The 11,683-nt window shown below is 55.2% G+C and carries 11 protein-coding genes, 1 tRNA gene and 2 pseudogenes; 6 read left to right on the top strand and 8 right to left on the bottom strand.

The features are described 5' to 3' along the window. Nucleotides 1-199: 199 nt before the first annotated feature. The 5 genes from MWU61_RS18455 to murA form a co-directional block, all read right to left on the bottom strand. A complete protein-coding gene (locus MWU61_RS18455) occupies nt 200-676 on the bottom strand; it encodes a low molecular weight phosphatase family protein (RefSeq protein ID WP_247129941.1) in 477 nt (158 codons plus the stop codon). Between the two features lies 1 nt (nt 677). Then, nucleotides 678-1,157 carry a UPF0262 family protein gene (locus MWU61_RS18450; protein ID WP_247129940.1) on the bottom strand — a complete coding sequence of 160 codons (480 nt, stop codon included), beginning with the start codon at nt 1,155-1,157 and terminating at the stop codon, nt 678-680. Further along, nucleotides 1,154-2,464 (bottom strand): histidinol dehydrogenase, encoded by a 1,311-nt coding sequence (hisD, locus tag MWU61_RS18445; RefSeq protein ID WP_247129939.1) that lies wholly within the window; start codon nt 2,462-2,464, stop codon nt 1,154-1,156. The genes MWU61_RS18450 and hisD overlap by 4 nt, the downstream gene beginning before the upstream one ends. A 124-nt stretch (nt 2,465-2,588) precedes the next feature. Further along, nucleotides 2,589-3,068 (bottom strand): DUF2948 family protein, encoded by a 480-nt coding sequence (locus tag MWU61_RS18440; protein ID WP_247129938.1) that lies wholly within the window; start codon nt 3,066-3,068, stop codon nt 2,589-2,591. Continuing rightward, entirely contained in the window at nt 3,065-4,336 is a 1,272-nt protein-coding gene (gene murA / locus MWU61_RS18435; protein ID WP_247129937.1) for a UDP-N-acetylglucosamine 1-carboxyvinyltransferase, read from the bottom strand. Before murA ends, MWU61_RS18440 begins: the two co-directional genes overlap by 4 nt. Before the next feature lie 239 nt (nt 4,337-4,575). On the opposite strand from murA, the gene MWU61_RS18430 reads away from it, so the two are divergent. From MWU61_RS18430 to MWU61_RS18425, 3 genes and pseudogenes are all read left to right on the top strand, one after another. After that, nucleotides 4,576-4,650: transfer RNA gene (locus MWU61_RS18430), tRNA-Thr, on the top strand. 200 nt (nt 4,651-4,850) lie between these two features. Beyond that, nucleotides 4,851-4,972 (top strand): annotated as a pseudogene (locus MWU61_RS19905) (integrase); the annotation flags it as partial. Between the two features lie 389 nt (nt 4,973-5,361). After that, complete coding sequence (locus MWU61_RS18425) at nt 5,362-5,712, top strand: MarR family winged helix-turn-helix transcriptional regulator (protein ID WP_247129936.1); 351 nt, start codon at nt 5,362-5,364, stop codon at nt 5,710-5,712. A gap of 145 nt (nt 5,713-5,857) precedes the next feature. Here MWU61_RS18425 and MWU61_RS18420 read toward each other — a convergent pair whose 3' ends face one another. Both MWU61_RS18420 and MWU61_RS18415 read right to left on the bottom strand, forming a co-directional pair. Beyond that, entirely contained in the window at nt 5,858-6,973 is a 1,116-nt protein-coding gene (locus tag MWU61_RS18420; protein WP_247129935.1) for an aminodeoxychorismate synthase component I, read from the bottom strand. After that, the gene (locus tag MWU61_RS18415; RefSeq protein WP_247129959.1) at nt 6,970-7,266 is read right to left on the bottom strand and encodes a Dabb family protein; all 297 of its coding nucleotides are present in this window, start codon (nt 7,264-7,266) and stop codon (nt 6,970-6,972) included. The genes MWU61_RS18420 and MWU61_RS18415 overlap by 4 nt, the downstream gene beginning before the upstream one ends. A gap of 448 nt (nt 7,267-7,714) precedes the next feature. On the opposite strand from MWU61_RS18415, the gene nadA reads away from it, so the two are divergent. From nadA to nadC, 3 genes are read left to right on the top strand one after another with little or no spacing between them, the layout of a single operon-like run. Further along, nucleotides 7,715-8,764: a quinolinate synthase NadA gene (nadA, locus tag MWU61_RS18410; protein WP_247129958.1), complete on the top strand. Its 1,050-nt coding sequence runs from the start codon at nt 7,715-7,717 to the stop codon at nt 8,762-8,764. A 5-nt stretch (nt 8,765-8,769) separates the two neighbouring features. Next, nucleotides 8,770-10,335 (top strand): L-aspartate oxidase, encoded by a 1,566-nt coding sequence (locus tag MWU61_RS18405; protein ID WP_247129934.1) that lies wholly within the window; start codon nt 8,770-8,772, stop codon nt 10,333-10,335. Continuing rightward, a complete protein-coding gene (nadC, locus tag MWU61_RS18400; RefSeq protein ID WP_247129933.1) occupies nt 10,332-11,180 on the top strand; it encodes a carboxylating nicotinate-nucleotide diphosphorylase in 849 nt (282 codons plus the stop codon). The genes MWU61_RS18405 and nadC overlap by 4 nt, the downstream gene beginning before the upstream one ends. A 272-nt stretch (nt 11,181-11,452) precedes the next feature. Here the strand turns inward: nadC and MWU61_RS18395 are convergent. Continuing rightward, a pseudogene (locus tag MWU61_RS18395) lies at nt 11,453-11,683 on the bottom strand (hypothetical protein); the annotation flags it as partial.

Below are 11,683 nucleotides of genomic sequence, written 5' to 3'. Positions count from 1 at the left end.
GGGGTTATGTCCCGTGGTGGGGTACATGCGCCCCCTTCCGAGAAATATCAAGTGTAAAGGCGTGTTTACATTTGATCACACTGCATTTTACCGCGTGTTCCGCGAAATTGTGGGCTGATTTTTTGCCGAATACGGCGATCATTGTGGTTTCGTCGATATTCGCGGGTTTAGCGACGGTGCGCGAATCCCAAGCCGGTTTTCAGGTTTCGACGCCAGCCCCCCAACGTGCTGTCAGTTTTTCAACGATTTGGTCGCGGGCCTGACGGTAGTTAACGAGTTGGGCATCGCGGCTGTCGCCTAATCCTGTTGGGTCAATGATTGGCCAGTATTCGACTTCGAGGTGGTAGAATTGCGTGAGATCAAGCGCCCGACGTTGGCTTGCGGGTGACAGCGCCAAGACAAGATCAAACGACGACAGATCATCACCCCATTGTTCCATTTCGTCAAAGCTACGGGACCGGTGGCGCGACAGTTCCACCCCCAATTCCTGACACACAGCAATCGCGAAACCGTCGATCTCAAGATCATTCTTCACGCCAACGGACTGAATGTAACATTCTGTTCCGTATAGTTTTTTCATGATCCCTTCGGCCATGGGTGACCGGACTGCATTATGATCGCAGCAAAAGAGGACCGACTGGGGGAGATCTTCGTATGTCTTGGCCCCGTCCGTCATCTTAACCACCAAAATGCAAAACGCAGATCAAGGTGAACAGGCGGCGGGCGGTGTCGATGTCGACCTCGGCTTTGCCTTCGAGCCGTTCTTGCAGCACCCGCGCCCCTTCGTTGTGGATACCGCGCCGCGCCATGTCGATGGTTTCGATCTGGCTTGGCGGTAGGGTTTTCACGGCTTCGAAATAGCTTTCGCAGATTTGGAAGTAATCCTTCACAACCTGCCGGAATGGCCCGAGTGACAGGTGAAATTCGCCTGCTTCGTCTTGAGTTTCGGTGGAGATTGCGAAAACCAACCGACGGTCACGGATCGACAGACCAAGCCGGTAGGGCCCTTCAGGCACGGCGCGATCATCTCGCGATGCAGGAATAAAGCTGTTGTCTTCCAACAGATCAAAAAGCGCGACTTTGCGTTCTTGTTCAATCTCTGGCGTTGGTGGCGGCAGCGCGCTGTCGTCTAGATCAATATGTGAAATGCGGTTCATGATGGGTCCCCATTCAGGCGGTCCAAACGCGCGCGCACTGACAATCCGTGCGCTTCCAAACTTTCGGATTGCGCCAGCCGTTCCGCCGACGGGCCGATAGCGGCCAAAGCTTCGGGCGACATGCGTGCAAGCGTTGTGCGCTTCAAAAAATCCATGACCGACAACCCGCTGGAGAACCGTGCAGATCGCGCCGTTGGCAACACGTGGTTTGGTCCACCGATGTAATCGCCAATGGCTTCTGGCGTCCACGCACCGATGAAAATAGCGCCCGCGTGGGTGATTTTCGCGGCCAGCGCGTCAGCGTCTGCAACGCAGAGTTCGAGGTGTTCTGGTGCGATCCGGTCGGATAGCGTCACCGCCTCGTCCAAGTCGGAGACTGTGATCACAGCACCAAAATCGCGCCAGCTGACGCGCGCAATATCGCGACGTTCCAGTGTTTCAAGGCGTTTTTCCACAGCATCCGCAACGGCCTGACCAAAAGCAGCGTCATCAGTTATCAGCAGCGATTGCGCGCTTTCGTCGTGTTCTGCTTGGGACAAAAGGTCGAGCGCGATCCAATCGGGGTCATTGTCTTTATCCGCGATGACAAGGATTTCAGACGGGCCCGCGATCATATCAATGCCGACCTTGCCAAAAACACGGCGCTTGGCCGCCGCGACAAATGCGTTGCCCGGACCAGTGATTTTATCAACGGGATCAATGCCTTGCGTGCCATAAGCCAAGGCCGCAATCGCTTGCGCACCACCGACACGGTAAATTTCGTCGACACCTGCGATTTGGGCGGCCAGCAGTACAAGCGGGTTTACCAAACCATCTGGCGTCGGCACTGTGATCGCCAGACGCTGCACGCCTGCAACCTTTGCGGGGATCGCGTTCATCAAAACGGAGGACGGATAGGTCGCCAAACCACCCGGCACATAAAGTCCCGCAGCAGACACAGGTGTCCAGCGCCAGCCAAGCGTCGCACCCGCGTCATCCGTCCACATCTGATCATCGGGCAACTGGCGCGCGTGATAGGCGCGAATGCGGTCTGCGGCTAATTCGAGTGCGGCGCGGTCTTCATTAGATACCTTCGCGCATTCCGCAGCGATTTCAGCCTCGGAAAACCGCAATGTGTCTGCCGTAACGTCAAAACGGTCAAATTTCGCAGTCAGTTCCAGAACAGCCGCATCACCACGCGCCCGCACGTCTGCAATGATATCCGCCACGATATGATCCACATCAGGCGAATCCTCGCGTTTTGCCCCTAAAAGGGCAACAAACTGGGCTTCGAAATCGGCATCTGAACTGGAAAGAAACTGTGGCATCGGGTACTCCTTGCGCCTGTCTTACAGCGCTCACGCGGTACCATCAATGCGACAGGGTTGCTTCTTTTGGTCTTAAATACCTCCGCCGGAGGCATCCGAATTTTCTAGAAAATTCGTGACCCGATCACAGGTTGTGATCAGGTGCCTTTTTTGAGGGCGCAACATATGGCCGCGTCACGTCACGCAAAACAACTTCGAGCGCTTCGACGTCAATCGCAACCGCACCGTCGCCTGCAAGCGTTAGTTCGATGCGACCCGTGCCATCTTCGCCCGCCGTAAACGCCATCGAAAGCAGTGAATAGACCATGTCCGCATCGCGCGGATCGACACCTTGCGATTTGACCGCCTGCACGTCTTCGATCACCAAAACGGACTGCACACGTTCATAGTCGCGTTTGCGCAGGGCAGCTTTGTCTGCATCTTCCCACCGGAAACGGTTCAACAGGATCGCAAAGCGGCGTGCCTTGCGGTCCCATTTCATTTCTGCGGCCGGAAATACGGCGTCTTGCACCAAAGCGGCAAGTACCGCTAAGTCTTCGGCATCAAGCGCCTTCAGCCGTAGGGGTGCTTCGCCGCCATCTTCAAAACGCGCGTCTTCGGTCATATGCCTTGTACCCGTTCAATTTGTGCGCCAACGCCGCCCAGCTTTTCTTCGACATGTTCGTAGCCGCGATCAAGGTGGTAGACGCGGTTCACAACGGTCTCACCTTCCGCCGCCAGACCCGCCAAGATCAAGGAAACAGAGGCCCGCAGATCGGTTGCCATCACAGGCGCACCTTTCATTTTAGCCACGCCTTTCACAGTCGCAGTGCCGCCTTGCACGTCAATGTCTGCGCCCATGCGGATCAATTCGGGCGCATGCATGAAGCGGTTCTCAAAGATCTTTTCTTCCAGCACGGATGTTCCGTCCGCGATACACAGCATCGCCATCATCTGCGCCTGCAGGTCGGTCGGGAAACCCGGGAACGGTTCGGTCGTCACATCAACCGCTTTCGGGCGATCCCCGCGACGACGCACTTTCAGGCCGTTGGCCGTCTCGGACACATCAATGCCTGCTGCATCCAGTTTTTCAGCGAAGGCTGCGACCAAGGACATCTTGCCGCCAAGGCATTCGACCTCGCCGCCTGTGAACACAGGAGCCAGCATATAGGTACCGAGTTCGATCCGGTCAGTGACGACGGGGTGCGTTGCCGCCCCGAGACGGTCGACCCCTTGGATTGTGATTGTGGATGTGCCGTCACCGTCGATCTGTGCACCCATCCGGCGCAGACAATCCGCCAGATCAACGATTTCCGGTTCGCGCGCCGCGTTGTTGATGACCGTGGTCCCTTTCGCAAGGGTCGCCGCCATCATGATGTTTTCAGTCGCACCAACGGATGCAAACGGGAAATCAATGACCGCACCTTGCAGACGGCCACCCACGGCTTTTGCGTGTAGATAGCCGTCGCGCAGGTCAATCTCTGCGCCCATCTTGGTCAGACCGTCGGTGTGGATGTCCATCGGGCGTGCACCAATCGCACAGCCACCGGGCAGCGACACGATCGCATGGCCTTCACGGGCCAACAAAGGCCCCAGAACGAGGTTGGACGCCCGCATTTTACGCACGATGTCGTAATCCGCGGTCGTGTTGATCGCGCCGTGTGTCGACATGACCTGCACTTTGCCGTCCTGCAATGCGGTGACTTCGGCACCCAGCGATTGCAGCAGCTGCGTCATGGTTTTGATGTCTGACAGACGTGGCGCATTGGTCAGCGTCAGCGGTTCTTCGGACAGCAACGTGGCTGGCATCAACGTCAGTGCGGCGTTTTTCGCGCCCGCGATCTGAATTTGACCGCTGAGTTCGCGCCCGCCTTTTACAACAATTGAATCCATCTACCCGCCTACTCTTTCTTTTCAGTCTTGTCCGACGCCGCGCGTGCTTTTGCCTGCGCTTTGCGTTTGCCCATATTCGCCTTCAGCGCCGCCTTTAGCCGGTCTTCCCGAGTTTGCGGAGCCTTGTTTTTTTTGCTTGTGTCTTGCGTCATATACGACGTGTTATCAAGCTGTGCAAAAAGCGTCTAGTGAGGGCTTGCACCGCAATGCGAATACGTCTAATTCCCAGCCTCACGGATGCTGTGGTAGCTCAGTGGTAGAGCACACCCTTGGTAAGGGTGAGGTCGGGAGTTCAATCCTCCCTCACAGCACCATCCTTCAAACAGATTTTTTGTCTTGCGAACCCATGTGTTGATCATGTCGTTGATCGCCTGGGGTCTATGATTTTGCCAACAAAAAAGGCCGCGCAACACACATAGCGTGTAGCGCAGCCTGTTTGGCGCGGGCGTGATGACCGCCCGTAAGCGACGCATCTGGGCCCCTAAACAGGAACTTACCTGACCAGTTCAAGGCGCGGGCATCGGTCGCGAGGTGGATGGAATATCCCCGATGGTCGGCTCCAAATTTCTCTGGCCAGGACGTTTCCACGAGCGCCCGCACATCTCGACGCGTCAATATGCACGGATCGTGCGGGACAACAGCTCAAATTAAAAGATGTTTCGGTCGCAGCGAAATTCTAGCAGCACCTAATTCGACAATCAGCGCCTGCATTTGTTGAAAGGCGGGCCAGGCTTTCCAGTAAAGCATGCCATGACGTGGAATAGGTGTCGGTCACGACATACCCATAGACCCCGCATTGCTCCATCCCGTTGCAGGCATCACGATCACCGGATTCGGCGACATATTCCTAGTCATCGATGAAGCCGCCAAAAATCGGAAAAACATCTGCTGCAAAACCAATCACAGGCGAAGCAGATGAAGCATCTGTTTGCTCAAACATCGCCATCGGGTTGCCGTCGCCTTATGGATAATGCCATTTCCCGCATTTGTGGCAGTTGCCTTATTATTTGACGGGTACTCGGAACATGAGACTGCACGATCAGAAAAAAAGCGCGTCGGTGATGTCATGGGCAAGAACCGGCGCGTTAGACACACTCAAGATAGACGCTGAAAGTGCTGCCGGTTTTATCAATCAAACGCCCGCCCCAAAAAACCGGCGCAAAAGTCTGCTGGAAAGGACTGATGCGGGGCGTGCAAATATGGACGCGATTATTGTCGCATGGGAGGCCGTTGATGCCGTGATCCTCGAAGCGCTCGGCTCTGAAGATGCCAAGGAACTATTCCATTTATCGCGGCGTCTGCGAAGCCAACTCGGCGGGAAAAAACCCGAACGTGGCCCTGATCTAAAGGGAGACCTATACCGACAACCATCTTAATTTTCCGATGTCTACTCAGCAACCGAAATAAGTCAGTATACTGGTTTTTAGAAGCTGCAGATTGATCTTCCGGAGAGGACCTCGGATCGACCGAAATGCAGCACTTGGTCGCCAAAATCGGCTTGCCCTCTTTCATTGCTCCTTCCTAGAGCTGTGCGAACTGCGCCTTCAGTAAGGCTTCGCTATACTCGCTTTCGGCGGTGCTATCATAAACGACACCGCCGCCGACGTTCAGCGTTACCTTGCCGGAGGGCCGGCAAATCAGTGTTCGAATTGCGACGTTAAATTCCATCGCACCATCCGGTGCGATCCACCCAACAGCGCCGCAATATGTATCGCGGGCATCGCTTTCGATGTCTGACAGAATTTCCATCGCCCGCAGTTTTGGTGCCCCGGTGATCGAGCCACATGGAAAGATCGCTGTAAGAATATCAGAAAGCTTACAATCCGGCCGGATTTCTGCGGTCACTTCGGATATCATCTGGTGAACGGTCGCGTAGCTTTCAACGTGAAAAAGCGCAGGAACGCGTACGCTACCAATCTGTGAAATCCGCGAAAAATCATTCCTCAGAAGGTCGGTTATCATCAGGTTTTCCGCTTGGTCTTTTTCGGAATTCGCAAGCTGGGCCTTTAGAATTGCATCTTCGTCCGCATTCAGACCACGTTTGATTGTCCCTTTCATGGGCCGCGCGCGCAGTTGCCCATTGGATGACAGGGAAAAGAAAAGTTCGGGTGATCGACACAATAATTTTGTCTCAGAAAGATCCACAAATGCACCGAACGGAACAGGCTGCTTACGCTTGAGCGCTTCGTAAAGACTGCGCGGACAGCCTTCGTAGTGCGCGACCATAGGGAAGGTTAAATTAGCCTGATAAATATCGCCGTTGCGAATGTATTCATGAATGACATCAAAGGCTTCCCTGTAGGTCTGGAAATCCCATTCGGGTTCGAAACGCCCAAGGTTGGCCATGCCCGCTGTTTTCCCATCAGTGGCGGGGTGAACCTGATCGAACACACCGAAACAGAGCAGCGGATCCTGACGGTTTCCGGGTAATCGAGGGCGCAATTTCGGATTTAGAACGTAGCCCAATTCGTAAGATGCGGTGCCCGCAAGCCATTTACCTTTGGCTTGGGCCGCCTCCATCTCGCACAGCGCTTCATCGACTTCCTCGGGGTGCCACGCCGCGATGATGTGATCTGCTTGATCAAAAAGAGAGCCGCTTTGCAGCGGTCCCCTGTCAAACTGAACAGATCGGGTCATGCCTGTCCGGGAGACCAAAAATCCGCCGCGATACGGAGTTCACGCAAGGGCCGTACGATATCAATGCAATCCTGATAAATTTGGTGAGCGCGATACGCCTTCAGAGATTCTTCATCATCAAACTCTGCATAGACAATCACGTCCACGTCGTTGGAAAACCGATCATCGCTCCGATTGCGGGATACTTCAAAATGCCTGAGGGACGGAATGGCGGATAGCATGGACAGCCCATCCACGATCCGATCAATATCATCTGCATCACGGCTGCTGAAAAACACAACATGACGAATAATCTGAGGAGCGGGTTCTTTGTCTGTCACTTGCATGATCCTAAGCTGATCCAAACCTTTGGCCGTTCTTGTCTTAATCAAAACTGACCTGCGTTAGGTATTTTCACAGCATCCGCTGCAATTCAATGCGGCATTGCGGCAGAGACCAAAAAGGTCCCACTCCGGCCGTTGGGTCTGGCTTCGCAGAGACACTGAGCCACGATGAAAGCCCTCGATTCGCGGTTCAAGCCGGACTTTGGCCCCATCGACCGCGGTGCGGATCGTCGGGTGTGCCGTTCATTGCAAATGCGAAATCAGGGGGCGGCTGACGTCACGCTTCGTCGATTTTTGGGTCGTTGGCGGGGAAGCGCTCGAAAAGGTGGTTTCGCGAGCTGTGTTGGCTCAACCCGCCAATGTTGGACTGGCGACGGTTGTCATGTATTAGGGCTCAAAATAATTGGAAATGCGCGATATGCTTGACTTGCCACATCTTCGAACCGTTCTTTCAGAACACTATGACCTGAGCCCCTCAACTGAGGTCGCTCAGGAATTGGCAGATACGTATGCGCGCATGGAGAGGGTCGTGACACCGCCGGACTGGGCAATCTATGCGCCCTATGTCAAGGCAATCAACGCGCTGAAAAAAGAACGCAACGCCGTTATCTTGGGCCACAACTACATGACGCCCGAAATCTTTCATGGCGTGTCGGACTTTGTGGGGGACAGCTTGCAAATTGCAATGAAAGCGCAGGAAGTTGACGCGGATGTCATCGTTCAGGCCGGTGTGCATTTTATGGCTGAGACAACCAAAATCTTATGTCCGGAAAAGACTGTCTTGATGCCCGACATGGACGCCGGATGTTCCTTGGCTGAAAGTATTACAGCAGATGGTATCGAAGAAATGCGGGCCAAGTACCCCGGCGCGCCAGTTGTCACTTATGTGAATACCACTGCTGACGTTAAGGCCGCGTCTGACATTTGCTGCACGTCCTCAAATGCGTTGCAAATCGTGAATGCAATGGAGAGCGACACGGTCATAATGACGCCAGATCAGTATCTGGCACAAAACGTAGCTAATCAGAGCCACAAGAATGTCGTCTACTGGCCCGGCTCTTGCATTGTGCATGAACAATATACCGCACAAGACCTGAGAGAATTCCGTGAATGGAACCCGGGCACGCGCCTTATTGCCCACCCTGAATGCCCGCCTGACGTTGTCGCCGAGGCTGACTTTTCCGGATCAACCAGTGGCATTCTCAAATATGTCACTGATGAAAAACCGGAAAAGGCGATGTTGATCACCGAGTGTTCTATGGCTTCCAATATTGCTGACCAATTGCCAGAAGTGGACTTCGTTGGCCCCTGCAACATGTGCCCTTACATGAAGAAAATTTCGCTCGAAAAGATCCTTTGGGTCCTTCACACGGGCGAAAACGAAGTGTTCGTGGATCCTGAAATTGGCAAGAAAGCCCGCGCTTCGGTGCAAGCGATGATCGACATGTCGCGTAACTTGGGTCTCTAATCCAGATGAAAAGCATCCAAACTGATCGGATCGTCATCGTCGGCGCAGGCCTTGGGGCGATTTACGCAGCACTGCGACTAGCGCCGCGTCCTGTTGTGATGATCTCGCCTGAAAATCTGGGAGAAGGGGCAAGTTCGGCTTGGGCGCAAGGCGGCGTTGCAGCCGCGATGGACACCGCCGACAGCGCCCAAAGCCATGCTGCGGATACGATTAAAGCAGGCGATGGTACAGTTGACCCGACAGTAGCGGATCTGGTCACTGAAGAAGCACGCGAACATATCCTTCATCTGACGGCACTCGGCACACCTTTCGACCGGAAGGCCGATGGTGGATACGTGATGTCACGAGAAGCCGCACATAGTTACGCGCGCGTCGTGCGTGTCAAAGGCGACCAAGCCGGCGCAGAGATCATGGCAGCCCTGATCGAACGCGTTAAAGAGACGCCATCGATCCAAGTCTTAGAAGGCACTATGGCTGTTGAGCTTGACGTGTCCGACGGGCGGGTCACAGGCGTTGCGGTCCAATCTGCAAATGAACTGCGCTCTGCTCCTGTGATGTTGCGGGGTAGCGCTGTTTTGCTCGCAGGCGGAGGGTCAGGCGGGCTTTATGCGGTGACGACAAATCCGCCACGTATTCGCGGACAGGTCATCGGTCTGGCCGCGCGCGCTGGCGCCGTCATCTCTGATGCTGAATTCGTGCAATTTCATCCGACGGCAATGGACGTTGGTGAGGACCCCGCGCCCTTAGCCACCGAAGCCCTTCGCGGTGAAGGGGCGATCCTGACGAACAAGGACGGTGAACGTTTCATGCAGGCGTTGCATCCAGATGCAGAGCTCGCGCCGCGCGACATCGTTGCCCGCGCCATCTTTGCGCAAAGCCAAGCTGGGCTACGCCCAATGCTTGATACACGTGATGCCCTCGGCGAGGCGATCAAGTCTCAATACCCTGCGGTCGCTGATGCCTGCGCGCGCAATGCAATCGATCCGGCAATCCAGCCGATACCGGTGGCAGCCGCTGCGCATTATCACATGGGCGGGATTGCAACGGACACCGACGGACGTGCGTCCTTATCCAATCTATGGGTATGTGGCGAAGCTGCATCGACCGGATTGCATGGTGCTAATCGGCTCGCTTCAAACGGTCTTTTGGAGGCGCTGGTTTTTGCACGTATTTGTGCCGATGGCATCGCGACAGTCGTTCCCGAGACAACAGCCGAACGCATTCGTATTTCGTTCGAAGACGGCGGCACGCCGCCCGATCCGGACGCCGTGGCAGAGCTACGTCATACGATGACTGGCTGTGTTGGCGTTGTGCGCGATGCCAGTAGTTTGAAATCGGCCTTGCGCAAGATTGCGGGCCTTGAAGCGGCGAACCGGACCAGTGTGTCCTTCCTGAATATGACCGCGACCGCCACGCTTATAGCGGTATCCGCGTTGAAGCGCGAAGAAAGCCGCGGTGCGCATTGCCGTTCCGATTTCCCTGATACGCTCGCTGGCGATGGCAAACGGTCGCGGATTACGCTCCGCGACGCCTTGGCGATACGGTCCCAAATTTGCAAGGAAGCATCATGAGCTTTTCTAACGTTCCCGACTTGATCCTAGAACCGATGATCCGCAACGCGCTTATGGAAGATCTGGGCAGTTATGGCGACGTCACAACCCGCGCCGTAATTCCTGCAGACACAACATATACTGCGCGCCTAAATGCCCGCGCTGATGCCATTGTGTCCGGTATGCAGGTGGCACGGATCGCGTTTAATCTCGTGGATACGTCGCTCGAGATCAAAACACATGTTGCGGATGGCCAAGCTTGTAAAACTGGTGAGGCTCTTATGACGATTAAGGGCAGCGCAGCCTCCATCTTGTCCGCGGAGCGTGTCGCCCTGAATTTTGCGGGCCGCTTGACGGGGATTGCAACCAAAACGGCTTCTTTCGTCGCTGAGGCGGCGGGTACTGATGCGCGTGTCACGTGCACCCGTAAGACTACTCCGGGCATGCGCTTGGTCGAAAAACTGGCTGTTCTGCATGGCGGTGGATTTAACCATCGCTATTCGTTGTCGGATGCGATCCTGATCAAAGACAACCATATTGCAGCAGCAGGAGGCGTGCGGCAGGTGCTCGAGGCTACGAAAGCCCACGCGAGCCATATGATGGCCGTAGAGATCGAAGTGGACCGGTTGGATCAACTGACCGAGGTTCTCGATATCGGCGGCGCATCGGTTGTCCTGCTGGACAATATGGACAACTACAAGTTGCGTAAGGCGGTGGCCCTCGTGGACGGACGCATGAAAACCGAAGCCAGTGGCAATGTCACCAAAGACCGCATTGCGTCGATTGCGGCGACGGGTGTCGATTACATCTCATCAGGTGCGCTGACCCATTCGGCACCGACCGTCGATCTTGGTTTGGATTTCTGACGATTGTGTTTCGTAGCGGCCTACAACTAGGAAAGACCGTCATTCATGCATGCCGCAACATTGGTCGACTTCGGTCTATAGTGGCTATCGGACGCCGTGAAACTTTCGCTGAAACAGCTAAGCTTCGGTTGTCGCAAGCGGCTCGAAAACGCCCATTGAAACGGTCGCCAATTGTCGCAGCCAACTTTGCGGGTATTCACTGCAATGCGGGACTTTGTTGCCATTCGCAAAAGGTTCGCGAATGGCGGCTTTTTTCTCCGCAATAGCTTCGCTTAACCCAGCAATAGGATGTCAGACGCACCGGCACCACGGCGAAGCGCATGCACATCGGCAAGCTCCGGGTCAGTTGACCAAGCTATAGCCGCGTCTTTGTCAGGAATGGACCTGTCGCGCTTTCGTGCCGCCCCAAGTGCTCGTTTATGCCGCTTTCCGTTCGAAAGCGACGGGGCTTTTCCAGCCCAGTGCTGAGTGTCGGCGGCGCGGATTGTAGAAGCCATTGATAT

It is taken from the genome of Loktanella sp. F6476L, assembly GCF_023015725.1.
GTDB lineage: Bacteria > Pseudomonadota > Alphaproteobacteria > Rhodobacterales > Rhodobacteraceae > Yoonia.
Note: the sequence above shows the minus strand (reverse complement) of the source record. Positions and strands in the feature narration are given on the sequence as shown.